This is a genomic window from Neisseria sp. P0020.S005, assembly GCF_051957055.1.
In the GTDB taxonomy this organism is placed as follows: domain Bacteria; phylum Pseudomonadota; class Gammaproteobacteria; order Burkholderiales; family Neisseriaceae; genus Neisseria; species Neisseria subflava_A.
In genome coordinates this window covers 97545-121753 of sequence record NZ_JBQCWV010000005.1, presented here as the reverse complement: position 1 = coordinate 121753, position 24209 = coordinate 97545, and the positions used below count along the sequence as shown (strand labels likewise).

General features: G+C 50.0%; 23 protein-coding genes. 13 read left to right on the top strand and 10 right to left on the bottom strand.

Annotation, left to right across the window (positions count from 1 at the left end; all coding sequences use genetic code 11):
* Window positions 1-15 precede the first annotated feature (15 nt).
* From ACTHTU_RS05900 to ftsZ, 13 genes are all read left to right on the top strand, one after another.
* Window positions 16-165 carry a hypothetical protein gene (locus ACTHTU_RS05900; protein ID WP_049335337.1) on the top strand — a complete coding sequence of 50 codons (150 nt, stop codon included), beginning with the start codon at window positions 16-18 and terminating at the stop codon, window positions 163-165.
* Between the two features lie 26 nt (window positions 166-191).
* Entirely contained in the window at window positions 192-341 is a 150-nt protein-coding gene (locus ACTHTU_RS05895) for a hypothetical protein (RefSeq protein WP_003748282.1), read from the top strand.
* Window positions 342-442: 101 nt separating this feature from the next.
* Window positions 443-1525: a phospho-N-acetylmuramoyl-pentapeptide-transferase gene (gene mraY, locus ACTHTU_RS05890; protein WP_440362050.1), complete on the top strand. Its 1083-nt coding sequence runs from the start codon at window positions 443-445 to the stop codon at window positions 1523-1525.
* A 125-nt stretch (window positions 1526-1650) separates the two neighbouring features.
* Window positions 1651-2679 (top strand): SEL1-like repeat protein, encoded by a 1029-nt coding sequence (locus ACTHTU_RS05885; protein ID WP_440362049.1) that lies wholly within the window; start codon window positions 1651-1653, stop codon window positions 2677-2679.
* An 86-nt stretch (window positions 2680-2765) separates the two neighbouring features.
* Window positions 2766-4103, top strand: a complete 1338-nt coding sequence (gene murD / locus ACTHTU_RS05880) for a UDP-N-acetylmuramoyl-L-alanine--D-glutamate ligase (RefSeq protein WP_440362048.1) — start codon at window positions 2766-2768, stop codon at window positions 4101-4103.
* A gap of 243 nt (window positions 4104-4346) precedes the next feature.
* A complete protein-coding gene (locus ACTHTU_RS05875; RefSeq protein ID WP_440362047.1) occupies window positions 4347-5843 on the top strand; it encodes an amidase in 1497 nt (498 codons plus the stop codon).
* A 271-nt stretch (window positions 5844-6114) separates the two neighbouring features.
* On the top strand, window positions 6115-7377 hold the full coding sequence (locus ACTHTU_RS05870; protein ID WP_440362046.1) for an FtsW/RodA/SpoVE family cell cycle protein: 1263 nt from the start codon (window positions 6115-6117) through the stop codon (window positions 7375-7377).
* Between the two features lie 4 nt (window positions 7378-7381).
* Entirely contained in the window at window positions 7382-8449 is a 1068-nt protein-coding gene (gene murG, locus ACTHTU_RS05865; RefSeq protein WP_440362045.1) for an undecaprenyldiphospho-muramoylpentapeptide beta-N-acetylglucosaminyltransferase, read from the top strand.
* Window positions 8450-8614: 165 nt separating this feature from the next.
* Window positions 8615-10024 carry a UDP-N-acetylmuramate--L-alanine ligase gene (murC, locus tag ACTHTU_RS05860; RefSeq protein ID WP_070645581.1) on the top strand — a complete coding sequence of 470 codons (1410 nt, stop codon included), beginning with the start codon at window positions 8615-8617 and terminating at the stop codon, window positions 10022-10024.
* Between the two features lie 88 nt (window positions 10025-10112).
* Window positions 10113-11027, top strand: a complete 915-nt coding sequence (locus ACTHTU_RS05855; RefSeq protein WP_440362044.1) for a D-alanine--D-alanine ligase — start codon at window positions 10113-10115, stop codon at window positions 11025-11027.
* On the top strand, window positions 11017-11736 hold the full coding sequence (locus ACTHTU_RS05850; RefSeq protein WP_070824170.1) for a cell division protein FtsQ/DivIB: 720 nt from the start codon (window positions 11017-11019) through the stop codon (window positions 11734-11736). The genes ACTHTU_RS05855 and ACTHTU_RS05850 overlap by 11 nt, the downstream gene beginning before the upstream one ends.
* A 74-nt stretch (window positions 11737-11810) precedes the next feature.
* On the top strand, window positions 11811-13064 hold the full coding sequence (ftsA, locus tag ACTHTU_RS05845) for a cell division protein FtsA (RefSeq protein WP_003682483.1): 1254 nt from the start codon (window positions 11811-11813) through the stop codon (window positions 13062-13064).
* A gap of 252 nt (window positions 13065-13316) precedes the next feature.
* On the top strand, window positions 13317-14516 hold the full coding sequence (gene ftsZ, locus ACTHTU_RS05840) for a cell division protein FtsZ (RefSeq protein WP_003682480.1): 1200 nt from the start codon (window positions 13317-13319) through the stop codon (window positions 14514-14516).
* A gap of 119 nt (window positions 14517-14635) precedes the next feature.
* Here the strand turns inward: ftsZ and ispH are convergent, their stop codons facing one another.
* The 10 genes from ispH to ACTHTU_RS05790 all read right to left on the bottom strand — a co-directional run bounded on the left by ispH (window position 14636) and on the right by ACTHTU_RS05790 (window position 24168).
* Entirely contained in the window at window positions 14636-15604 is a 969-nt protein-coding gene (ispH, locus tag ACTHTU_RS05835) for a 4-hydroxy-3-methylbut-2-enyl diphosphate reductase (protein WP_440362043.1), read from the bottom strand.
* 13 nt (window positions 15605-15617) lie between these two features.
* Complete coding sequence (gene lspA / locus ACTHTU_RS05830) at window positions 15618-16124, bottom strand: signal peptidase II (RefSeq protein ID WP_440362042.1); 507 nt, start codon at window positions 16122-16124, stop codon at window positions 15618-15620.
* A 148-nt stretch (window positions 16125-16272) separates the two neighbouring features.
* Complete coding sequence (gene glyQ, locus ACTHTU_RS05825; RefSeq protein ID WP_315038310.1) at window positions 16273-17172, bottom strand: glycine--tRNA ligase subunit alpha; 900 nt, start codon at window positions 17170-17172, stop codon at window positions 16273-16275.
* Between the two features lie 81 nt (window positions 17173-17253).
* The gene (gene yacG / locus ACTHTU_RS05820) at window positions 17254-17436 is read right to left on the bottom strand and encodes a DNA gyrase inhibitor YacG (RefSeq protein ID WP_003682475.1); all 183 of its coding nucleotides are present in this window, start codon (window positions 17434-17436) and stop codon (window positions 17254-17256) included.
* On the bottom strand, window positions 17433-18053 hold the full coding sequence (gene coaE / locus ACTHTU_RS05815; RefSeq protein WP_440362041.1) for a dephospho-CoA kinase: 621 nt from the start codon (window positions 18051-18053) through the stop codon (window positions 17433-17435). The genes yacG and coaE overlap by 4 nt, the downstream gene beginning before the upstream one ends.
* On the bottom strand, window positions 18053-18940 hold the full coding sequence (locus ACTHTU_RS05810) for a prepilin peptidase (protein ID WP_440362040.1): 888 nt from the start codon (window positions 18938-18940) through the stop codon (window positions 18053-18055). The genes coaE and ACTHTU_RS05810 overlap by 1 nt, the downstream gene beginning before the upstream one ends.
* A 1-nt stretch (window position 18941) precedes the next feature.
* Complete coding sequence (locus tag ACTHTU_RS05805; RefSeq protein WP_440362039.1) at window positions 18942-20183, bottom strand: type II secretion system F family protein; 1242 nt, start codon at window positions 20181-20183, stop codon at window positions 18942-18944.
* 79 nt (window positions 20184-20262) lie between these two features.
* Complete coding sequence (pilB, locus tag ACTHTU_RS05800) at window positions 20263-21942, bottom strand: type IV-A pilus assembly ATPase PilB (RefSeq protein WP_440362038.1); 1680 nt, start codon at window positions 21940-21942, stop codon at window positions 20263-20265.
* A 391-nt stretch (window positions 21943-22333) separates the two neighbouring features.
* Window positions 22334-23395, bottom strand: a complete 1062-nt coding sequence (locus ACTHTU_RS05795) for a nucleotidyltransferase domain-containing protein (RefSeq protein WP_440362037.1) — start codon at window positions 23393-23395, stop codon at window positions 22334-22336.
* 14 nt (window positions 23396-23409) lie between these two features.
* Window positions 23410-24168 carry a nucleotidyltransferase domain-containing protein gene (locus ACTHTU_RS05790; RefSeq protein WP_440362036.1) on the bottom strand — a complete coding sequence of 253 codons (759 nt, stop codon included), beginning with the start codon at window positions 24166-24168 and terminating at the stop codon, window positions 23410-23412.
* Between the last annotated feature and the right edge of the window lie 41 nt (window positions 24169-24209).

Sequence of the window (24209 nt, the reverse complement as noted above, 5' to 3'; positions counted from 1 at the left end):
AAGGCCGTCTGAAATATGAAAAAGATTTTACTATTGACTGGTTTGCTGATTGCTGCGTTTTATGCCGGAATGAAAGTACAGGCATTTATCTATGAAGATACCTGCTTGGACTTGGGAGGCGGAAAGAATCCCGGAAACTATCCGATTTGCGTGGTAGAGAAATAATCTTACTCAATAAGGCCGTCTGAAATATGAAAAAGATTTTACTATTGGCTGGTTTGCTGATTGCCGCGTTTTATGCCGGAATGAAAGTACAGGCATTTATCTATGAAGATACCTGCTTGGATTTGGGCGGCGGAAAGAATCCTGGAAACTATCCGATTTGCGTGGTAGAGAAATAATCTTACTCAATGAGGCCGTCTGGAATTTCAGACGGCATACTGATTTATTTTTAATTGGGCGATAAGCCCGCTGTAACAACAAAAACAAAAAAGGAAGCCCCATGTTTTTATGGCTCGCACATTTCAGTAACTGGTTAACCGGTCTGAATATTTTTCAATACACCACATTCCGCGCCGTTATGGCGGCTTTGACTGCTTTGGCGTTTTCCCTATTGCTTGGTCCGTGGACCATCCGCAAGCTGACTGCGCTTAAAGCCGGTCAAGCCGTCCGTACTGACGGCCCTCAAACCCACCTGATCAAAAACGGTACGCCAACCATGGGCGGCTCGCTGATTTTGACCGCCATTACCGTGTCCACAATCTTGTGGGGCAACTGGGCAAATCCTTATATCTGGATTCTCTTAGGTGTCCTGCTTGCTACCGGCGCACTCGGTTTTTACGACGACTGGCGTAAAGTGGTTTATAAAGACCCTAACGGCGTGTCTGCCAAATTTAAAATGGTGTGGCAGTCCAGCGTTGCCATTATTGCCGGTTTGGCGTTGTTCTACCTTGCTACAAATTCTGCCAACAATATCCTGATTGTTCCCTTCTTCAAACAAGTTGCCTTGCCGCTTGGTGTAGTCGGCTTCTTGGTATTGTCCTACCTGACCATCGTCGGCACATCCAATGCCGTTAACCTGACTGACGGTTTGGACGGCTTGGCCGCATTCCCCGTTGTACTTGTTGCCGCCGGCCTTGCTATCTTTGCTTATGCCAGCGGCCACTCCCAATTTGCCCAATACCTGCAATTACCTTACGTTGCCGGCGCAAACGAAGTGGTGATTTTCTGTACCGCCATGTGCGGCGCGTGTCTTGGCTTTTTGTGGTTTAACGCTTATCCGGCACAAGTCTTTATGGGCGACGTCGGCGCGCTCGCGCTTGGCGCGGCGCTCGGTACCGTTGCCGTCATCATCCGCCAAGAATTTGTCCTCGTCATCATGGGCGGCCTGTTTGTTGTTGAAGCTATTTCCGTTATGTTGCAGGTCGGTTGGTACAAACGAACCAAAAAACGCATCTTTCTGATGGCGCCGATTCATCACCATTACGAACAAAAAGGCTGGAAAGAAACCCAAGTCGTCGTCCGCTTTTGGATTATCACCATCGTATTGGTGTTAATCGGCTTGAGTACCCTCAAAATCCGCTGAACCTATGCCGTCCGAACACCTTTCAGACGGCATTTGAACGCGCAATAAACCTGCGGCGGCAATCCGCCCCGTCCTATCGTTAACGGCGGCTGAAACCCGACTTATACTGAAACAGGAGAGAAACCATGAAACAACCAACCAAATGGCTTGCCGCCGCCCTGATTGCCTTGGGCTTGAACCAAGCGGTGTGGGCGGATAATATGCCGGATTTTCAGAAAACGCTTCAAGCTGCGAAGCAAGGGAATGTCGATGCCCAATATAATTTGGGCGTGATGTATGCCATCGGGCAAGACGTCCCTCAAGACGATGCACAGGCAGTGCAGTGGTATCGCAAGGCGGCAGAACAAGGGGATGCCCAAGCCCAAGTTAATTTGGGCCTGATGTATGAACAAGGGCAAGGCGTCCGTCAAGACTATGCCGAAGCGTTCAGATGGTATCGTAAGGCAGCGGAGCAGGGATTAGTCCAAGCCCAATATAATTTGGGTGATATGTATAACCAAGGGCGAGGCGTCCGTCAAGACTATGCCGAAGCGTTCAGATGGTATCGTAAGGCAGCGGAGCAGGGATTAGTCCAAGCCCAAACCGATTTGGGCAATGGGTATGCACAAGGGCAAGGCGTCCGTCAAGACTATGCACAGGCGGTGCAGTGGTATCGCAAGGCGGCAGAACAAGGGTATGCTGGTGCCCAAGTTAATTTGGGCCTGATGTATGAACAAGGGCAAGGCGTCCGTCAAGACTATGCACAGGCAGTGCAGTGGTATCGTAGGGCTGCAGAACAAGGGTATGCTGGTGCCCAAGTTAATTTGGGCCTGATGTATGAACAAGGGCAAGGCGTCCGTCAAGACTATGCACAGGCGGTGCAGTGGTATCGTAGGGCTGCAGAACAAGGGAATGCCGATGCCCAAGTTAATTTGGGTCTGATGTATGCCAACGGGCAAGGAGTCCGTCAAGACTATACACAGGCGGTGCAGTGGTGTCGTAGGGCTGCAGAACAAGGGCATGCTGGTGCCCAATTCAATTTGGGTGTGATGTATGCCGAAGGACGCGGCGTGCGCCAAGACCTTGCGCTCGCTCAAGAATGGTTTGGTAAGGCTTGTCAAAACGGAGACCAAGACGGCTGCGACATTTACCAACGCCTGAAGGCAGGTTATTGAACAGCCCGCGATGCTGTCTGAAAGCGGCTTGAGCAGGAGCGGACATCCCCCCTGAACAATATGATTTGTTTTAGGACAAAACCAAAATGACTTTCCAAAACAAAAAAATCCTCGTCGCCGGGCTTGGTGGTACGGGTATTTCCATGATTGCCTATCTGCGCAAAAACGGCGCGGAGGTTGCCGCTTATGATGCGGAGCTGAAACCGGAGCGCGTGTCGCAAATCGGTAAGATGTTTGATGGGCTGGTGTTTTACACAGGCCGTCTGAAAGATGCGCTGGACAATGGTTTCGATATTCTGGCGCTCAGTCCCGGCATCAGCGAGCGGCAGCCGGATATCGAGGCCTTTAAGCGAAACGGCGGACGCGTGTTGGGCGACATTGAATTGCTGGCGGACATTGTGAACCGCCGCGGCGACAAGGTAATCGCGATTACCGGCAGCAACGGCAAAACCACGGTAACGAGTCTGGTCGGCTATCTCTGCATCAAGTGTGGGCTGGATACCGTTATCGCGGGCAATATCGGCACGCCGGTTTTGGAGGCGGAATTGCAGCGCGAAGGCAAAAAGGCGGACGTGTGGGTGTTGGAGCTTTCCAGCTTCCAACTGGAAAACACCGAAAGCCTGCGTCCGACTGCGGCGACGGTGCTGAACATTTCCGAAGACCATCTTGACCGCTACGACGACTTGCTCGATTACGCACATACCAAGGCCAAGATTTTCCGTGGCGGTGGCGTGCAGGTTTTGAATTCAGACGACGTGTTCTGCCGCGCCATGAAACGGGCAGGGCGTGAAGTGAAATGGTTTTCGTTGGAACACGAAGCCGATTTTTGGTTGGAACGCGAAACGGGTCGTCTGAAACAAGGCAATGAGGATTTGATTGCCACGCAAGACATCCCGCTGCAAGGCCTGCACAACGCCGCCAACGTGATGGCTGCCGTCGCCTTGTGCGAAGCCATCGGTTTGCCGCGCGAAGCATTGCTCGAACACGTCAAAACCTTCCAAGGCCTGCCGCACCGCGTGGAAAAAGTCGGCGAGAAAAACGGCGTAGTGTTCATCGACGACAGCAAAGGCACGAACGTCGGCGCGACTGCCGCCGCGATTGCCGGTTTGCAAAATCCGCTCTTCGTAATTTTGGGCGGCATGGGCAAAGGGCAGGACTTCACACCCCTGCGCGACGCGCTTGCCGGCAAGGCAAAAGGCGTGTTTCTGATTGGTGTCGATGCGCCGCAAATCCGCCGCGATTTGGACGGCTGCGGTCTGAATATGATCGACTGCACCACTTTGGAAGAAGCCGTTCAAACGGCATACGCCCAAGCCGAAGCGGGCGATATCGTGCTGCTCAGCCCTGCTTGTGCGAGCTTTGATATGTTTAAAGGCTATGCGCACCGTTCGGAAGTGTTTATCGAAGCGTTCAAAGCTTTGTAAGGCCGTCTGAAAGATGAAAAGAGGGTTGGTTTTACCGTAAACCTTGTGTGTCATTGTCTCAAAGGTCGTCTGAAAACGTTAAGGAAGTTTCAGACGACCTTTTTGCAGCAACGGTAAACTTGTTCTTTGCCTTTATCCGGTGTTACTGTTTCTTAAAAATTGCCTATGCGGGCAAACGGCGAGGCGGCGGGCAGCCATGCCTGACCGAAAAAACGTGTGTTCATCAATCCGAAAGGAAAACCCATGAATTTTCAAGACTACATCCGTTACGATGCCGTCGGTTTGGCAGAGCTGATCCGCAAAAAAGAAGTCTCCGCCGATGAAGTGTTGCAGGCTGCTTTAAACCGCTTGGACGAGGTTAATCCCAAGCTCAATCTGTTGGCGCACGATTTGCGCGAACGCGCAGCGGCGTGGCAGGGGTCGTCTGAAAATGCCGATACGCCGCTGGCAGGCGTACCGTTTTTGCTCAAAGACCTGCTGGCGGATTGGGAAGGCGCGCCGACATGGTCGGGATCGCGCATGATGCAGCATTACATTGCCAAGCAAAACAGCGATTTGACCCAAGCCTATCTCGATGCGGGGCTGCGCGTGTTCGGCAAAACCACCACGCCCGAATGGGGCGCATATGCCGTTACCGAAACCGAAATTTACGGCATCACGCGCAATCCGTGGCATTCGGATTACACCGCAGGCGGCAGCAGCGGCGGCGCGGCGGCGGCAGTGGCTTCGGGCGTCGTACCCGCAGCGCATGGCAGCGACGGCGGCGGTTCCATCCGCTTACCCGCGCACAACTGCGGCGTGTTCGGGCTGAAACCCACGCGCGGCCGCAGTAGTTACGCGCCGAACGCATCGGAGGCATGGCAAGGTTTGGTATGCGACCATGTCTTGACCCGCAGCGTGCGCGACAGCGCGGTTTTGCTGGACATCGCCGCCAAAACCCAAGAGCGCGCCCTGTATGCCTGCCCGCCGCCGCCCGAAAACGGTTTTTCAGACTGTCTGAAACAAGAAACAGGTCGTCTGAAAATCGCTTTTTGGAAACAGGCATGGTTTGGCGGCGGCAACGACGAAGGCACGGAAGCCGCGTTCGCCCATAGTTTGAAACTGATGCAAGAGGCGGGACACGAATTGGAAGAAGCCACGCCCGATTTCGCGCCGCCCGAACAGCTCAACCGCGCCGCCCGCATCATCGTCATGGGCGAAACGGCAAAACTGTTCTACCAATATCAATACGAAACCGGACAAAAACTGCCGCACTGCCTGCTTGAACCGACAACGTGGGCAATGATTGTGCAGGGGCGGCAAATCAGTGCGGGCGAAATGGCATGGGCGCGCGACGTGATGCTGGCGCAGGAACGTGCCGCCAAAGCATTTTTCACACGCTACGACGTGTTAATGACGCCCGTCTGCCCGCGCACCACGCCGAAAATCGGCGAGATGATGCCGCCGCCCGCCGCACAAAAAGCCATGCGCCTGCTGTTTGGCACGCTGCGCTTGGGTTTTCTGTTGAAAAACAACCCGTTTTTAGAAAAAGAAGCCGCCACGACGCTGCAATACGTCGGTTATACGTCGCCGCTGAACATGAGCGGCAACCCCGCCATGAGCGTGCCGCTTTACCGGCATAACGGGCTGCCCGTCGGCACCCAGTTCGCCGCCGCACACGGGCGCGAAGACACGCTGCTTAGCCTCGCCGCGCAGTTGGAACAGATACAGCCGTGGGCGGAAATACCGCAGGTGGCTTAGAGTTTGCATTTGATAAAAAGTAGCCTATTTTCCTGAAGAAAAGATTTATACAAGGCCGTCTGAAAATATAAAAGTGTTTTCAGACGGCCTTTTACCGGTATCAAAGGGTAGGGGAGGGCGCAAAGAACGTCGGAATCCGGCATCTTTAAAGATTCTGAATTGTTGGTTTGGAAATAAACCTTTAAAATAACGTTAATTCATTTTTTCAGACGGCCTCTTGCCCATTAGCAGGCCGTCTGAATATTTTATTCAAGCCGTTACGGATGTTTTCATGATTAGTCTTTCCAAAATGCTTGACCGGCCGATTGCGCGCGATGGTCGGAAGTTTGATGTTTCTCTCTTGTGGATGGTCGTCTTAATGACGGTCTTCAGCCTGATTATGATTTATTCGGCTTCTATTGCGTATGCGGCATCGGAAGGGGGCAGCCAGTTTTCTTTTGTGTCTAAGCAGGCAATGTTTATCCTGTTTACGGTGGCCATATGCTTGCCGCTTTTCCTGCTGAAGATGAGCTTCTGGCGGCGGATTATTCCGTTTTATTTTGCTGTTTCGGGTTTGCTATTGCTGCTGGTTTTGTTTGTCGGCCGCGAGATTAACGGTGCGACGCGCTGGATTCATATCGGACCGCTCAACTTGCAGCCAACCGAGTTTTTCAAATTGGCGACGGTCTTGTATTTGTCCAGCCTGTTTACGCGCCGTGAAGAAATGTTGCGTGATTTGGATTCTTTGGGTTGGTCGTCTTTGTTTACCGGTATTGGCGATTTGGTGTGCAGCCCTTTCAAAAATGAAGCTCGGGTAAGGGTAAAGGAACGCTTCCGCAAGTTTAAGACCTTGATTCTGCCGATTATGTTGGTGGCGGTCGGTTTGGTTTTGATTATGGGCCAGCCGGATTTCGGCTCGTTTGTCGTGATTGTCGTGATTACCATGGGTATGCTGTTTTTGGCAGGCTTTCCGTGGAAGTATTTTGCCGTATTGGTGGCGACCGTTGTGAGCGGTATGGGTTTGCTGATTTTGGCCGCGCCTTACCGTATGGCGCGTGTGGCGGCGTTTTTGGACCCGTGGAGCGATCCTTTGGGCAAAGGCTATCAACTGACGCATTCTTTGATGGCGATTGCGCGCGGCGGCTGGTTTGGCGAGGGTTTGGGCGCAAGTTTGGAAAAACGTTTCTATCTGCCGGAAGCGCACACGGACTTTATTTTTGCCGTTATCGGCGAAGAATTCGGCTTTTTAGGGATGCTGGTTTTGGTGTTCTGCTACGGCTGGCTGGTGTGGCGCGCGTTTTCCATCGGCAAACAGGCGCGTGATTCGGGCTTGATGTTCAGCGCGTACATCGCCAACGGCATCGGTATTTGGATTGGTATTCAAAGTTTCTTCAATATCGGTGTGAACATCGGTATCCTGCCCACTAAAGGCCTGACTTTGCCGTTTATGTCTTACGGCGGTTCGGCTGTCTTTATCATGCTGGTGTGCGTTACTTTGTTATTGCGCATTGATTATGAAAACCGCCAAAAAATGCGCGGTTATTCGGTGGAGTAAAACCATGAGCGGTAAAACTTTTATGCTGATGGCCGGCGGTACGGGCGGCCATATTTTCCCTGCATTGGCGGTTGCAGAGTCGCTGCAAAAGCGCGGCCATCATGTGATTTGGCTGGGTAGTAAAGATTCGATGGAAGAGCGCATCGTGCCGCAATACGGCATACGCTTGGAAACGCTGGCGATTAAAGGCATCCGTGGCAACGGCATCAAGCGTAAGCTGATGTTGCCGTTTACGCTGTATAAAACCGTCCGCGCGGCGCAGCAGATTATTAAGAAACACCGTGTCGAGTGTGTTATCGGTTTTGGCGGTTTCGTGACTTTCCCCGGCGGCTTGGCGGCAAAAATTTCCGGGGTGCCGATTGTGATTCACGAGCAAAATGCCGTAGCCGGTTTGTCCAACCGCCAACTGTCGCGCTGGGCAAAACGTGTTCTGTACGCTTTCCCCAAAGCCTTTCAACATGAAGGCGGATTGGTGGGTAATCCTGTCCGTGCCGATATTGCGGCATTGCCTGTTCCTGAAGAACGCTTTGAAAACCGTCAAGGCCGTCTGAAAGTTTTGGTGGTCGGCGGCAGTTTGGGTGCGGATGTGTTGAATAAAACCGTTCCGCAAGCTTTGGCATTGTTGCCTGAAGCGGCCCGTCCGCAAATGTATCATCAGTCCGGACGCAATAAATTGGGCAACCTGCAGGCGGATTACGATGCGTTGGGTGTGCAAGCCGAGTGCGTGGAATTTATTACCGATATGGTATCCGCCTACCGTGATGCCGATTTGGTAATTTGCCGTGCCGGCGCGCTGACGATTGCCGAGCTGACGGCTGCCGGTTTGGGTGCGCTACTGGTGCCGTATCCGCACGCGGTGGACGATCATCAAACAGCCAATGCGCGTTTTATGGTGCAGGCCGAAGCCGGTTTGCTGCTGCCGCAAACTCAACTAACGGCAGAAAAGCTGGCCGAAATTCTCGGCGGATTAAGCCGTGAAAAATGCCTGAAATGGGCGAAAAATGCCCGTACCTTGGCGTTGCCGCACAGTGCGGACGATGTGGCAGAAATTGCCATATCCTGTACCGAATAAGCAGGCAGACTTTGTTCAAGGCCGTCTGAAAAGTTGATTAACGGCGTTTCAGACGGCCTTTATTGCTTTTGTTAAAATTCCTTTACAATAAAAGCATAGCGCAGAAGCGGATAGCCCTTTAAAATAACGCCTTTACGCACTAAAAACCAACCGGAACGCAACATTATGATGAAAAATCGAGTCACCAACATCCATTTTGTCGGAATCGGCGGCGTCGGCATGAGCGGTATTGCCGAAGTTTTACACAATTTGGGCTTTAAAGTTTCCGGTTCGGATCAGGCGCGTAATGCCGTTACCGAGCATTTGAGCGCTCTCGGCATCCAAGTTTATCCCGGCCATACTGCCGAACACGTCAATGGTGCCGACGTGGTTGTTACCTCTACCGCCGTCAAAAAAGACAATCCCGAAGTCGTTGCTGCGTTGGAACAGCAGATTCCCGTGATTCCGCGTGCACTGATGTTGGCAGAATTGATGCGCTTCCGCGATGGTATCGCCATTGCCGGTACGCACGGCAAAACCACAACCACCAGCCTGACTGCTTCTATTCTCGGCGCGGCAGGACTCGACCCGACTTTCGTTATCGGCGGCAAACTCAACGCCGCTGGTACCAACGCCCGTTTGGGTAAAGGCGAATACATTGTTGCCGAAGCCGACGAATCCGATGCTTCTTTTCTGTATCTGACGCCGATTATGTCCGTCGTAACCAATATCGACGAAGACCATATGGACACTTACGGCCACAGTGTTGAGAAACTGCATCAGGCGTTTGTGGACTTCATCCACCGTATGCCGTTCTACGGCAAAGCCTTTTTGTGTATCGACAGCGAACACGTCCGCGCGATTTTGCCGAAAATCAGCAAACCTTATGCCACTTACGGCTTGGACGATACTGCCGATATCTACGCGACCGATATTGAAAACGTCGGCGCGCAAATGAAATTTACCGTTCATGTTCAAATGAAAGGACATGAGCAAGAGCCGTTTGAAGTTGTTTTGAATATGCCCGGCCGCCACAACGTCCTCAATGCGTTGGCGGCTATCGGCGTTGCGCTGGAAGTTGGCGCATCGGTTGAAGCCATTCAAAAAGGCTTGCTCGGCTTTGAAGGTGTCGGCCGTCGTTTCCAAAAATATGGCGACATCAAATTGCCAAACGGCGGAACCGCGCTGCTGGTGGACGATTATGGGCATCATCCTGTCGAAATGGCGGCAACCCTTTCCGCCGCGCGCGGTGCATACCCTGAAAAACGCTTGGTCTTGGCTTTCCAACCGCACCGCTATACCCGTACACGCGATTTGTTTGAAGACTTTACCAAAGTCCTCAATACCGTTGATGCGTTGGTGTTGACCGAAGTTTATGCTGCAGGCGAAGAGCCGATTGCCGCAGCCGATTCCCGCGCCTTGGCACGCGCCATCCGCGTATTGGGCAAACTTGAGCCGATTTACTGCGAAAATGTTGCCGACCTGCCGCAAATGTTGCTGAATGTTTTGCAGGACGGCGATGTCGTGTTGAATATGGGTGCCGGCAGCATCAACCGCGTTCCGTCTGCATTGGTGGAATTGTCGAAACAATCATAATAAACAGGCATATTTGCCTTTGAGGACACATAGGTCGTCTGAACAATATTTCAGACGGCCTGTATCAGTATTTAAGAAAGTAGAAATTATGCAGAATTTTGGCAAAGTGGCCGTGTTGATGGGCGGCTTCTCCAGCGAGCGCGAAGTTTCTCTGGACAGCGGCGCTGCTATTTTGGCTGCCTTGAAAAGCAAAGGCGTGGATGCCCATGCGTTCGACCCCAAAGAAACTCCGTTGTCTGAATTGAAAACACAAGGTTTTCAGACGGCCTTCAATATTCTGCACGGTACTTTCGGCGAAGATGGCGCGGTTCAAGGTGCGTTGGAACTGATGGGTATTCCTTATACCGGCAGCGGTGTGGCCGCTTCCGCGCTGGGTATGGACAAATACCGCTGCAAACTGATTTGGCAGGCCGTGGGTTTGCCTGTTCCTGAGTTTGCCGTATTGCATGACGACAGCGACTTTGATGCCGTTGAAGAAAAATTGGGCCTGCCGATGTTTGTGAAACCAGCCGCGGAAGGCAGCAGCGTCGGTGTGGTAAAAGTCAAAGAAAAAGGCCGTCTGAAAAGCGTTTACGAAGAATTGAAACATTTGCAGGGCGAAATTATTGCCGAACGCTTTATCGGCGGCGGCGAGTATTCTTGCCCGGTATTGAACGGCAAAGGCCTGCCGAGCATTCATATTATTCCAGCTACTGAGTTTTACGACTACGAGGCTAAATACAACCGCGACGATACGGTTTATCAATGCCCGTCGGAAGATTTGAGCGAGGCGGAGGAAAACCTGATGCGCGAACTGGCCGTGCGTGGCGCGCAGGCGATTGGTGCGGACGGTTGTTCGCGCGTGGACTTTCTGAAAGATACGGACGGTAAGCTGTATCTTTTGGAAATCAATACCTTGCCCGGTATGACCAGCCACAGTTTGGTGCCAAAATCTGCAGCCCATACCGGCGTAGATTTTGCTGATTTATGTATTGAGATTTTGAAGACCGCTCATGTGGGATGATGCAGGCGCACTGGGTCGGCTGACCCGCCGGCTATTGTTGCTGATGGCCTTTCTGCTGATAGGTTCTGGCATAGCTTGGCTTTACAATTCCAAATATTTCCCTGTGAAACAGATTGCCATTCAGGGTAAGCTGAAATATGCTTCCGGCAAAGAATTGCAAACCGTTGCACGAGAGCATATCAGGGGTAATATGTTCCGCGCCGATATTGATTCGGCGCAGGCCGCTTTTCAGGAATTGCCTTGGATTGACTCGGCAATGGTACGCCGCCGTTTCCCGGAAACCGTGGAAATTATCCTGACCGAGCGCGTGCCAGTTGCACACTGGCGCGCTGGCGGCTTGGTGGACAGTAAGGGCAATGTGTTTGCCGCAAGCCTGAAACAGGACCTGCCTATATTTGAAGGGCAGCAGGGGACAGGCAAAGACATGGTCAAACATTATGCGGACTTTTCCGGTATTTTGAGTCCGTTGAAACTGACCATCAAAGAATTGATCTACACGCCGCGTTCGGCATGGCTGCTTGTATTGGACAACGGCATTACCGTGCGCTTGGGGCGTGAAAACGAAATCAAACGTTTGCAGCAGTTTGCCCAGATTTGGCCGTCGCTGCTGCGTAAAAAACAAAGTCGTATCGAGTATGTCGATATGCGTTATAAGGATGGTTTTTCAGTCCGATACAGACCGTCTGAAAACCCTTCCGACAGTGAATAGCCGATTAGACGTGAAGCAATCTTGTTTCAAAAATAATCAAACCGTCAGTCAGACAACATAGCGAACGAGCAATTATGGAACAACAACAAAATAAATATATCAGTGCCTTAGACATTGGTACGTCCAAGGTCATCGCCTTAATCGGCGAGATTCGGGAAGATAATGAAATCCACATTGTCGGCTTGGGCCAAAGTCCATCACGCGGCCTGCGTGCAGGTATGGTGACCAATATCGACGCTACCGCGCAAGCCATTCGTCAGGCAGTAGAAGATGCCGAGCTGATGGCAGATACCAAAATTTCCCACGTTGTCACCGGTATTGCCGGTAACCATATCCGCAGCCTGAACTCACAAGGCGTGGTCAAAATTAAAGATGGCGAAGTATCGCAAGCCGACATCGATCGTGCCATTGAAACAGCCAAAGCCATCAATATTCCGCCTGATCACAATATCTTGCATACCGTGGTTCAAGAGTACATCATCGACAACCAACCCGGTGTGAAAGAGCCTATCGGCATGAGCGGCGTGCGTTTGGATACCCGCGTGCACATCATTACCGGTGCGAACACTGCTTTGCAAAATATCCAAAAATGTATCCAACGCTGCGGCCTGCAAATGGATCAAATCATGCTTCAGCCTTTGGCAAGCGGTCACGCTGTTTTGACTGAAGACGAAAAAGATTTGGGCGTGTGCGTCATCGATATCGGCGGCGGTACAACCGACATAGCGGTTTATACCAATGGCGCCATCCGCCATACCGCAGTTATTCCCGTTGCCGGCGATTTGATTACTAAAGACTTGGCACAAGCCCTGCGTACGCCGCACAGTGCCGCCGAGTACATCAAAATCCATTACGGCGCCGCCATTCCGACTATGGACGGCTTGGATGAAATGATTGAAGTTCCTAGCGTTGGCGACCGTCAATCACGTCAAATTTCACGCCGCGTATTGGCTGAAATCATCGGTCCGCGCGTAGAAGAGATTTTGGAATTGACGCTGAACGAATTGCGCCGTTCCGGCTTCCCAGAAGAAGTGTTGACTTCCGGTATCGTTTTGACCGGTGGTGCTTCTATGTTGACCGGCATTGTTGAGTTGGCGGAAGAAGTCTTTAATTTGCCGGCACGTATCGGTGTTCCGCAGGAAATGGGCGGCGTATCCGAGCGTATCCGCAATCCACGCTATTCAACAGCAATTGGCCTGCTTCAGACGGCCTATGCTGCCGAAGAGGGGGAGCAAACCAGCCGAACCGGTGCAATTGCCCTGAATGATTCAGGCAAAAAAATGGGTCTGTGGGAAAAAATCCAAAGATTCTTCAGAGACAATTTCTGATAAAAGTTTTCAGGGCAGACGGTGTAGCAACCGTTTGTCCTGAATATTTAAGTGGAATTAAACGGTTTTAAATAATTGCTAAGTGGATAATTTAAAACTTGTATATTTTCTGTTAAAAAATGTAGTAAAAATATAACGCCGACAGCCGAATGGTAAGAAGATTTTTGCCAGTATCTGGATACTTCTTATATAATACGGATAATAAGTTATTTTTGAACCGTCCTTATAAAGCGGGGCGCGGAGGATTATTGAATGGAATTTGTTTACGACGTAGCAGAATCAGCAACAAGCCCTGCTGTTATTAAAGTTATCGGTTTGGGTGGCGGCGGCTGTAATGCCATCAACAACATGGTTGCCAATACCATCCATGGTGTTGAGTTCATCAGTGCCAATACCGATGCGCAATCATTGGCTAAAAACAATGCGGCTAAACGCATTCAATTGGGTACAAACCTGACTCGCGGTTTGGGTGCCGGTGCAAATCCTGAAATCGGCCGCGCCGCAGCCCAAGAAGATCGCGAAGCCATCGAAGATGCCATCCGCGGTGCAAACATGCTGTTCATCACTACCGGTATGGGTGGTGGTACAGGTACCGGCTCTGCTCCTGTTGTGGCTGAAATCGCTAAAGAAATGGGTATTCTGACCGTTGCGGTTGTAACCCGTCCGTTTGCTTACGAAGGCAAACGCGTACACATCGCTCAAGCAGGTTTGGATCAACTCAAAGAGCGCGTTGACTCCCTGATTATTATCCCGAACGATAAATTGATGACTGCCTTGGGCGAAGACGTGACCATGCGCGAAGCTTTCCGTGCGGCCGATAATGTATTGCGTGACGCGGTTGCCGGTATTTCCGAAGTGGTGACTTGCCCGAGCGACATGATCAACTTGGACTTCGCCGACGTGAAAACCGTGATGAGCAATCGCGGCATCGCCATGATGGGTTCAGGTTTTGCGCAAGGTATCGACCGTGCCCGTTTGGCTACCGATCAAGCTATCTCCAGCCCGCTCTTGGATAATGTTACTTTGGATGGTGCACGCGGTGTATTGGTAAACATTACCACTGCTCCTGGCTGCCTGAAAATGTCTGAGTTCAACGAGATTATGCGCATCGTCAACCAAAATGCACACCCTGAAGTGGAATGTAAATTTGGTGCTGCCGAAGATGAGAGCATGAGCGAAGACGCTATCCGTATTACCATTATTGCTACCGGCTTGAAAGAAAACGGTACTGACAACCAACTGCGTGCTGCTGCCCGTACCCAACAATTGGTACGCGGTGCGGAAGAAGCTCCTCAAGCTCAAAGCCAAAGCAGTGCTGAAAGCCTGGTTCGTACCAACCGCAATATCCGTTCTATGAATCTGACTGCGGCTGATTTCAGCAACCAGTCTGTATTGGATGACTTTGAAATTCCTGCTATTTTGCGCCGTCAGCAACATACTTCTGAGAAATAATCAGGATCATGTATGAAAAGATCTGCCTTTAAGGCAGGTCTTTTTTATTAGTAAAATATACTTAAGGCCGTCTGAAAATTTTCAGACGGCCTTAAGTTCAAATAAAGTAAATAACAAACTTACCCTTTATTTAAGATTTGCTTGTTTTCGCCCTCACGACGCAACTCTTTGGGCAAGACAAATACAATGCTTTCTTCTGCGCCTTCTCCTTCACGTATGGTCTCATGTCCCCAATCTTGAATGGTTTGTAAGACTTCTCGGACCAATACTTCGGGCGCAGATGCACCGGCAGTGACACCGACCTTGGTTTTGTTTTCAAACCATTCTTTTTTCAGGTAGGAAGCATTATCGACCATATAGGCATCAACTCCTCGCAATGCGGCTACTTCACGCAAGCGGTTGCTGTTGGAAGAATTGGGCGAGCCGACAACAATCACGAGGTCGCATTCTTCCGCCAATTCTTTAACGGCTGTTTGGCGGTTGGTTGTGGCGTAGCAGATGTCTTCTTTGTGCGGATTGCGGATATTGGGGAAGCGTTGGTTTAAAGCTGCAATAATGTCTTTGGTTTCGTCCACCGATAAAGTGGTTTGGCTGACGTAGGCAAGTTTGTCAGGATTTTTGACGTTCAGTCCGGCTACATCTTCCACTGTCTCAACCAGAAACATTTTACCCGGAGGCAATTGTCCCATTGTGCCTTCTACTTCGACATGACCTTTGTGGCCGATCATGATGATTTCGTAATCTTGCTCATCGAGGCGGGCTACCTCTTTATGGACTTTGGTTACCAAAGGGCAGGTGGCATCAAAAACGCGGAAACCACGTTGTGCCGCTTCTTCCTGTACGGCTTTGGATACGCCGTGAGCAGAGTAAATCAGTGTGGCGCCCTTTGGGACATCCGCCAAGTTATCGACAAATACGGCACCTTTTGCCCGAAGATTATCCACGACGAATTTGTTGTGGACGACCTCATGGCGGACGTAAATGGGTGCGCCGTATTCTTCGAGTGCACGTTCAACAATGCTGATGGCGCGGTCAACTCCGGCACAGAAGCCGCGGGGATTGGCAAGGATAATGGTTTTTTGAGTCATGTGCGTTCCGTTTTCAGACGGCCTTTGTGTCGTTTGAAGATGTTTTTTTGTGCAGCAAACCATCTAATACCAAGCAAACTGCGCCAACGCAGATAAAGCTATCGGCAATGTTAAATGCTGGATAGAACCAGTTTTGCCAATAGAAAAGCAGAAAATCGACAACGTGGCCGTGAATCAGACGGTCAATCACATTGCCAATTGCGCCACCGATAATCATGGCTGCCCCCAGTTTGCCCCAGCGGCCAAACTCATCACGCAAAATGGCACGGGCCAAATACAGGCTGATGACGACGGCCAGACCTAAAAAGAAGAATTTTTGCCAGCCGCCTTGGTCGGCCAAAAAGCTGAATGCCGCGCCTGGATTATAGGCAAGCGTCAGGTCAAAAAAGTCTGGAATGATATTGAGGCGTTCGCCTTCGGTAAAGTGTTTCAAGATTTCCCATTTGCTCAGTTGGTCAAGAATGATGGCAACGAGGGAAAGTAAGAAAAAGGGAATTTTTGCAGTAGAGGATGAACTCATGTTTTCAGACGGTTTATGTAGTAAAGGGCTTATTTTACCTGAAAGCAGGCTGGAAGTGTTTGCAATGGCATCGACGTCAAGGCCGTCTGAAAATAGAAACGCCGCCACTTGAATGTATCAAAGGGCGGCGTGGTAAGTATATGCAGGCTTATTGGTTTTTAAGCAATGGGAAGCCCAGTTCCTCGCGGCTTTCAACGAATTTTTGAGCAACGATACGGCTCAGTGCACGAATACGGCCGATGTAGGTTGCGCGTTCGGTAACAGAAATGGCGCCGCGTGCATCCAAGAGGTTGAACGTATGGCCGGCTTTGAGTACAAGCTCGTAAGCAGGCAGGGCAAGACTGGTGTCCTCAACTGCAAGCAGGCGTTTGGCTTGTTCTTCATAGTCGTTGAATTGGCGCAAGAGCCAATCGGCATCGCTGTATTCGAAGTTGTAGGTGGATTGTTCGACTTCGTTTTGATGATAAACGTCGCCGTAAGTGACGATGTTGCCATCAAGGGTTTTTGCCCAAACAAGGTCGTACACGTTTTCCACGCCTTGCAGATACATGGCGAGACGCTCGATACCGTAGGTGATTTCACCAAGTACAGGGGAGCAGTCAATACCGCCGACTTGTTGGAAGTAGGTGAATTGGGTTACTTCCATGCCGTTGAGCCAAACTTCCCAACCCAAGCCCCAAGCGCCGAGAGTAGGGTTTTCCCAGTCGTCTTCGACAAAGCGGATGTCGTGTACTTTAGGGTCGATACCCAATTCGCGCAGGGAGTCGAGGTAGAGGTCTTGAATATTGGCTGGTGCAGGTTTGAGCGCAACTTGGAATTGATAGTAGTGTTGCAGACGGTTGGGGTTGTCGCCATAGCGGCCGTCTTTGGGGCGGCGGCTGGGTTGGACGTAAGCGGCAAACCAAGGCTCTGGGCCTAATGCGCGCAGGCAGGTGGCTGGATGCGAAGTACCGGCACCGACTTCCATATCGAAAGGTTGGATAACGGTGCAGCCTTTGTCTGCCCAGTAGTTTTGTAATTTGAAAATAATTTGTTGGAAGGTGAGCATGGTGGATGGAATAGATTGGAATAAAAAGGGTATTTTACTGTTTTGAGCCTGTTTTGGATAGGCTGAAGGAAGCGGCGCAGTTTATTTGCCGTCCAACAGGTCTGAAAAGGGGTCGTCTTCCGAAGAAACGGTGTATTTTTCTTGCGCCCATTCGCCTAAATCAATGAGTTTGCACCGTTTGCTGCAAAAAGGGCGGTAGGGGCTGTCGGTGTTCCAAACGACTTCTTTGTGGCAGGTTGGACATTTTACAACAGGAGCGGTCATGCAGTTTCTTTCAGTGATTGTGCAATGGATTGATAGTATTGATGCAAACGGGCAACCTTGATTTTTGCTTCTTCCAAGCTATGGGTATTGTCCAACACATCGTCGGCATGAAGCAGTCTGTCAGAGCGAGAAGCTTGGGTGGCCATGATTTGACGCGTTTGTTCGTCTGAAAAACCATTGCGTTGATGTACGCGTTCGATTTGGACGGACTCTGGAACATCTACAACTAAAATGTGGTCAGTCTCCGCTTTAAATGCCGGATTTTCAATTAAAAGCGGTACATCGACAATGCCGTAGGCAGAGGAAGCAAGTTTTTGTTTCTGCTGTTGGATTTTGTTTAAGATTAACGGTAGAAGCAGATTTTCCAGTTGTTTTTTTGATTGAGGCCGTCTGAAAACTTCTTCCCGTAAAGCCATACGATTCAGACGGCCTTCACTGTCAAAAACCTCATCGCCGAAAAGTTGGCGGATGGCAGGAAGGGCTTCGCCATTTTCAGTAGTCAGTGAGCGGCTGATGGCATCGGCATCGATAATGGGTACGCCAAGTTCGGCAAACATTTGGGCGATAGATGATTTGCCGCTGCCGATACCGCCGGTCAAGCCTATCCATAATGTCATTATCGGAATCCTGATTGTACGAGCCACCATTGTACCAGTTGGGTAATAGGTGCATTGGCAACCAAAATAATCCATCCTGCCACAGCAAGGCTGGGACCAAAAGCAAAATATTGGCCTTTGCCGACGCGGGCAATGAGTGCGCCCACCAGTCCGACCAAGGCAGCCATGAAGATCAGAACAGGCAAAATTCCTACGCCCAGCCATGCCCCAAGTGCGGCCAAAAGTTTGAAGTCGCCATTGCCCATGCCGATTTTACCGGTCAGAAGTTTATAGACGGCGCATAAAGTATAAAGGCTCATATAGCCTGCGATTGCACCCCAAACGGCTGAATGCAGGGGCACGAATGTATCGTTCAGATTAAACAACAGACCGATCCAAATTAGGGGCTGAGTCAGGCTGTCGGGCAAATATTGCGTATCGGCATCGATAAAGGTCAGCGCAATCAATATGGCAGTCAGAATCAATCCGCCAATAGTCGCCCATGACCAGTCGTATTGCCACGCGACAATACCGAATAAGACGCCCGTCAGCAGCTCAATCAACGGATAGCGTATGCTGATATGGGTTTTGCAGACGTGGCATTTCCCGCCTAGGAAAACATAGCTGAGGATGGGTATATTTTGCCAAACTCTGATCGGACTTTTGCATTTTGGGCAGCGCGAATCTGGTTTGCGCAGATTAAATGGCTGTTTTTCTTCGTCTGTCAGCTCGATGCCCAAATGCTCTTTGGAAAATTGTGTCCATTCACGCTCCATCATTATCGGCGTGCGATAAATGACGACGTTCAGAAAGCTGCCAATCAGTAATCCTAAAATAACGGCTAAAGGAATGGCGAATGGCGCAAGAACGGAGAGGGCGTCGATGGCAGAGTAAATACTATCAAGCATATCAACCTACGACATTACCCAAGTTAAACAACGGCAGATACATGGCAATCAGCAAAATACCGATGAGCGAACCCAATACCACCATGATGATAGGTTCCATCAATGCAGACAATCGGGAGACGGAGTTGTCTACCTCATCTTCGTAGAATTCGGCTGCTTTGTTCAGCATATCGTCCAAAGAGCCTGACTCTTCGCCGATGGCTGCCATTTGGATCACCATATTTGGGAACATATCTGTACTTTGCATACTGGATGTCAGCGATAGGCCTTGGGTTACCTTGGCTCTGATGTCTTGAGTGGCTTCTTCATAGAGAATATTGCCGGATGCGCCTGCAACTGAATCTAATACTTCCACCAAAGGAACGCCGGCTGCGAAGAGGGTGGAGGTCGTACGCGCCCAACGGGCAATGGTCGCTTTTCGGACGATAGCACCAAAAACAGGGAGTCTCAAAATCAGAGCATCGATTCGTTTTTGGAAGGTAGGCGATTTTTCATGGAGTTTGTACAGACCGAAGGCGGAAACAATCAAGAGGATGATCATAATCCAGCCGTAGTCGACGAATAAATCGGACAAGTTCATGACAAGTTGGGTGAGACGTGGCAGCTCTGCACCCATATTGGCATAAACTTCTTTAAAGGCAGGCAGTACAAACATCATCATAATGAAGATAAGCGCAATCGCCACCACGATAATAGCAATCGGGTAGGTCAGCGCGGTTTTAACCTTTTTCTTAATGGCTTGGGTTTTTTCTTTATAGACAGCCAGTTTGTCCAATAGGCTTTCCAGTACGCCGCCGGACTCGCCTGCGCTGACCAGATTGCAATAGAAACGGTCGAAATATTTTGGATATTTGGAGAACGATTTACCCAATGCGCTACCTTGTTCGACATCGGAGCGAACCTGCATCAGCATTTCGGTCATGCTCGGATTGGAGTGGCCGCGCGCAACGATTTCAAAAGCCTGCATCAGCGGTAAGCCTGCCTTCATCATTGTTGCTAGTTGGCGGGTGAACACTGTAATGTCTTCTTGGGTAATACGGCGTTTTCGTGCGGTTTTGACTTTGCTGATACGCAAAGGGCGAATGCCTCTGCGTTGGAGTTTTTTGCGTGCTTCTTCTTCGTCTTTGGCAACTACTTCACCACGGACAAGACGTTCGGTCTCGGTATTTTTTCCTTCAAATGTAAAACGCTTGCCTTTGCTTCTTGAACCGAACAGACTTCTTTTTTGCTCTGCTTGAGCCATGAGTTATCCCTTGTTAGTAAGAAATAAAGCGGACCGTTTCCCCGTGCCGCTTTATTTTAATTTTCGAAAATATGGCAGTTTAGTCATTGGTATGAGCAGTCACTTCTTCCAACGAGGTCAGGCCTTGCATGACTTTCATGAGGCCGGCGCGACGCAAGTCTACCATGCCTTCCTGATAGGCCATGTTCATGATATCAACTTCTGTACCGTTGTTCATAATGACTTTTTGCATTTCATCGCTGACCGGCATGACTTCATAAATACCGACGCGGCCTTTAAAGCCTTTGCCGCGGCAGCTGTCGCAGCCAACCGGGCGGTAGAGTTTCCAATCTTGAGCCAAGTCCGCATCGGTAAAGCCGGCTTTTTTCAATGCCGGAACCGGCGGGCGCTCAACTTCGCGTTTGCAGTTTGGACACAGTCTGCGCAACAGCCTTTGCGCCATAATCAGGCTGACCGAGCTGGCGATATTGAAAGGCGCTACGCCCATGTTCAAAAGGCGGGACAGAGTGGCCGGTGCATTATTGGTATGCAGGGTTGAGAAAACCATGTGGCCGGTTTGGGCAGCTTTAATGGCGATGTCGGCGGTTTCTAAGTCACGAATCTCACCGACCATAATAATATCAGGATCTTGACGTAAGAAGGATTGGAGTGCGGCAGCAAACGTCAGGCCTTGTTTTTCATTGACGTTGACTTGGTTGACGCCCGGCAAGTTAATCTCAGCCGGGTCCTCTGCCGTTGAAATATTCACATCTTCCGTGTTCAAAATACTCAGGCAGGTATAGAGCGAAACAGTTTTGCCCGAACCTGTCGGACCGGTAACCAATACCATGCCGTAAGGGCGGTTGATGGCTTCCAACAGCATTTCTTTTTGGAAAGGCTCTAAACCGAGCTGGTCGATATTGAGCGATGTACCATCGGAATTTAGGATACGCATCACCACTTTTTCGCCAAACAATGTCGGCAAAGTGCTGACACGGAAGTCAATCGGACGGCCGTGTTTATGGAAGGCAATTTGAATTCTGCCGTCTTGCGGAATACGTTTTTCAGAAATATCCAAACGCGCCATCACTTTGATACGCGATGCCAACTGGCCGCGTACGGCGACAGGCGGCTGTACGACTTCACGCAATTGTCCGTCCACGCGGAAACGGACGCGCGCCATTTGCTCGTAGAATTCAAAGTGGATGTCCGATGCGCCAGCGTTCAGGGCATCGGATAAGGTTTTATGGATGAAGCGGGGGATAGGGCCGTCTTCAGCTTCTTCATTGTCGATATAAAGTGATTGCGATTGCTGAGTTGCTTCATGTTCGTCGTTGATTTCTTTCAGAATGGTGGTCGAACGTTGGCCTAGCCATTCCAGCAATGAGCTGAGTTGGTCGTCTGGAACTACGACCAAGTCGACACTTAAACCTGAAGCAAAAGCGATTTTTTGAAAGTTTTGGATTTGGGTCGGATCGGATACGGCGAAATAAACCTTGCGTCCGCGTTTGAAAATCGGAATGCAACGGTTTTGCACCATTTGCTCTTCCGTCAGAATGTCGCTGACTACATTATTGCGCGGGTAGTAGCGCAAATCCAAAAGGGGATAACTGAATACGCGTGCGACTAACTCTCCCAGAGCTTTAGGGGAGATGATGCCGTCTGAAAACAGGTTGGGCAGGATTTCTTTACCCGATTGTAAAAGGCTGTTGTAATGTTCCGCTTGTTGATTTGAGATGGTTTGGCTTTGAACCAAAACACGCAATAATCCGACACTCATTTTATTTTCCGTTTCTTGTGCAGTTTTCCCTTTAATTTAGAGGAAAGCCGTATTATTTTATCATTATTATGATTAAAGCATATGTTAATTATGCAAATCTGCTTAAGTTGCAAAGACATGCTTCTGCTTTAATTGTATTTTTATTTCAGACGGCCATTATAAAGCAAGGAGAATAGGCGTTAAACTCGATATTTTTGGATTATGATGAAAAAACAACAATTTTGTCGTATGAATCCAATCAATAACGAAATTATATTTCATGTTGCTATTGCTTGTTTGGAGATGGCAGAAAAGGTTGTTTTGATGGACAGACGGTTAGAATTTGAAATATGAAAAGGCCGTCTGAAAAGAGGAAACACATAATTTCAGACGGCCTCTGTTTTTGATTCTCTTATCCGTAAATCTTGGTTCGGATTTCGACGAGGGCATTGATTGCCAAAGTGCTGTTTACAGCTTCTGACAGATCGGACTGGGCGAACAAATTTTCTACTTCGTTAATCAATGTTTCTGCACGCGCCAACAGGTCATCGTAAGGAAAAGAACCACGCTTTATGGACAGCAATTCGTCACGATTGGGACGGCGTGGACGAATTTCGCCATGAAGGGCAATATCGCGCGCGGTTTCAAGCAGGCGGAAGGTGTGCATCATATTTTTTGCATCGTAACCTTGACCGTGCGCCTGCGTGCCTTGATAGCGTGTTTCGTTGCGTTCTACCAGCCATTGTTGATAAGAGGCATATTCGCGGCAGTAGCTGCTGTATCCGTCTTGGTTGAAGGACAGATGGGCAAGCGGTGTTTCGCCTTCTGGAATAGTGCTGAGTGACAGCGTTGTGGCTTCGGGTTTGGGTGCAATACCGTGGTAGCCCATCGTGCCGTCGGCATCGTAAAACAGTGCATAAAGTTCTCGGGCGTGGGCTATTTTGATTAAGCCTACACACCTTTGTTCCATTCCACGTTGTGTAAGCCAGTACTGCAACGGTACGGTTTGCCTGCCTTCTATGATGTGGCAGAAATCAAGGATGCTTTTCTTTTCAGACGGCATCGGATTGCTGATTTTTTTATTCAATCCCCGTGCTTTTTTGATTTGTCCGTAGGCATAACCTGCAAAACTTTGCTGGCAGGTTTTGGAGATAAACCATTCGGTTTTGAACGCATCCATCAATGGCGAACGGTATCGTACACAGTCAGAGGGGGAAGCCAGCAGCTCCAGCGTGTTCGGATTGCTTTGCAGCAGCAATTCGATAAACCGTCCCAGTTCGTAATACACAATGTCGTTGGTTTCATTGCTGATTTGTGGGATGTATTCCATGCCGTAAAACATGGATTTGGGCAGGTAAAACACGCCTTTGATGTCGGTATCGGACTCGGGCGTTGCCAAACCGTAGGCACGGCTGCCGGATACGGCTTCGAGCAGAATCAGATTTTGCGTGTGCAAGTCTTCGAGGGTCAGCATATTCAGACGGCCTTTTACGGATAAATGGTTGCCAAAGTGGAGCGGAACAATTCGTTCAAAGGCCCGCTATCGGCAGGTTCGGCAGCAGGGGCAGACAAGGCAGAAACTTCGTTATATAGGTCAACAGTCAGCTTTTGCAGCTCTGGCGATAATGTGTGCAGATAACTTTCGTCTTGTCCTGCTTTTAATGCGACCAGATCAGTAATTTGGGTAGCACAATCTGTCTGCCACTCATTCATCAACTCAACCAAAGTCATTGGCGGAATACCGCCTTGTTTCACTGCCCAGCGTGCCGCCAATAAAGGGCGCAAAACGTAAAACCATTTCTTCAATTTAATCGGCTGCGCCAAATCCATTGCTTTCAAAGTATTGCCGGCGATACCGCGATAATGGTGCAACAACGCGGCGGCTTGGACGTATTGGGGCGCAAGTTCGTTCAGACGGCCTATGAATGCCTCATCTTGTGTATAAACAATCGGCGAACGCAGCCACTCCAGTAATACAGCATTGCTTTTTCTCAATAGGCGCAAAGCCTTGCGGATGTCCCAGCCGCCTACGTCAAACCATTGGTTTTCAATAAATTCAAACGTATCTTTTGCTTCGTCGATTTGCAGATAATGTTCTTGCGGGCGGATATAAATGGCGCGAACGTCATAATCGCTGTCGGGCGAAGCAAAGCCCCATGCGCGGCTTCCGCTCTCCGCCGCCAGCAGAAAATGCAGTGGTTCGGCAAGTGAAATTTGAGTCAGTTTTTCTTGAATAGTTTGTTTCATTACGTTTTCCTTATTTTTACAGAAAGGCCGTCTGAAACTGA

Coding starts and splice junctions, on each gene's coding strand:
- ACTHTU_RS05900 (WP_049335337.1), top strand. CDS start 16: ATGAAAAAGATTTTACTATTGACTGGTTTGCTGATTGCTGCGTTTTAT.
- ACTHTU_RS05895 (WP_003748282.1), top strand. CDS start 192: ATGAAAAAGATTTTACTATTGGCTGGTTTGCTGATTGCCGCGTTTTAT.
- mraY (WP_440362050.1), top strand. CDS start 443: ATGTTTTTATGGCTCGCACATTTCAGTAACTGGTTAACCGGTCTGAAT.
- ACTHTU_RS05885 (WP_440362049.1), top strand. CDS start 1,651: ATGAAACAACCAACCAAATGGCTTGCCGCCGCCCTGATTGCCTTGGGC.
- murD (WP_440362048.1), top strand. CDS start 2,766: ATGACTTTCCAAAACAAAAAAATCCTCGTCGCCGGGCTTGGTGGTACG.
- ACTHTU_RS05875 (WP_440362047.1), top strand. CDS start 4,347: ATGAATTTTCAAGACTACATCCGTTACGATGCCGTCGGTTTGGCAGAG.
- ACTHTU_RS05870 (WP_440362046.1), top strand. CDS start 6,115: ATGATTAGTCTTTCCAAAATGCTTGACCGGCCGATTGCGCGCGATGGT.
- murG (WP_440362045.1), top strand. CDS start 7,382: ATGAGCGGTAAAACTTTTATGCTGATGGCCGGCGGTACGGGCGGCCAT.
- murC (WP_070645581.1), top strand. CDS start 8,615: ATGATGAAAAATCGAGTCACCAACATCCATTTTGTCGGAATCGGCGGC.
- ACTHTU_RS05855 (WP_440362044.1), top strand. CDS start 10,113: ATGCAGAATTTTGGCAAAGTGGCCGTGTTGATGGGCGGCTTCTCCAGC.
- ACTHTU_RS05850 (WP_070824170.1), top strand. CDS start 11,017: ATGTGGGATGATGCAGGCGCACTGGGTCGGCTGACCCGCCGGCTATTG.
- ftsA (WP_003682483.1), top strand. CDS start 11,811: ATGGAACAACAACAAAATAAATATATCAGTGCCTTAGACATTGGTACG.
- ftsZ (WP_003682480.1), top strand. CDS start 13,317: ATGGAATTTGTTTACGACGTAGCAGAATCAGCAACAAGCCCTGCTGTT.
- ispH (WP_440362043.1), bottom strand. CDS start 15,604: ATGACTCAAAAAACCATTATCCTTGCCAATCCCCGCGGCTTCTGTGCC.
- lspA (WP_440362042.1), bottom strand. CDS start 16,124: ATGAGTTCATCCTCTACTGCAAAAATTCCCTTTTTCTTACTTTCCCTC.
- glyQ (WP_315038310.1), bottom strand. CDS start 17,172: ATGCTCACCTTCCAACAAATTATTTTCAAATTACAAAACTACTGGGCA.
- yacG (WP_003682475.1), bottom strand. CDS start 17,436: ATGACCGCTCCTGTTGTAAAATGTCCAACCTGCCACAAAGAAGTCGTT.
- coaE (WP_440362041.1), bottom strand. CDS start 18,053: ATGACATTATGGATAGGCTTGACCGGCGGTATCGGCAGCGGCAAATCA.
- ACTHTU_RS05810 (WP_440362040.1), bottom strand. CDS start 18,940: ATGCTTGATAGTATTTACTCTGCCATCGACGCCCTCTCCGTTCTTGCG.
- ACTHTU_RS05805 (WP_440362039.1), bottom strand. CDS start 20,183: ATGGCTCAAGCAGAGCAAAAAAGAAGTCTGTTCGGTTCAAGAAGCAAA.
- pilB (WP_440362038.1), bottom strand. CDS start 21,942: ATGAGTGTCGGATTATTGCGTGTTTTGGTTCAAAGCCAAACCATCTCA.
- ACTHTU_RS05795 (WP_440362037.1), bottom strand. CDS start 23,395: ATGCTGACCCTCGAAGACTTGCACACGCAAAATCTGATTCTGCTCGAA.
- ACTHTU_RS05790 (WP_440362036.1), bottom strand. CDS start 24,168: ATGAAACAAACTATTCAAGAAAAACTGACTCAAATTTCACTTGCCGAA.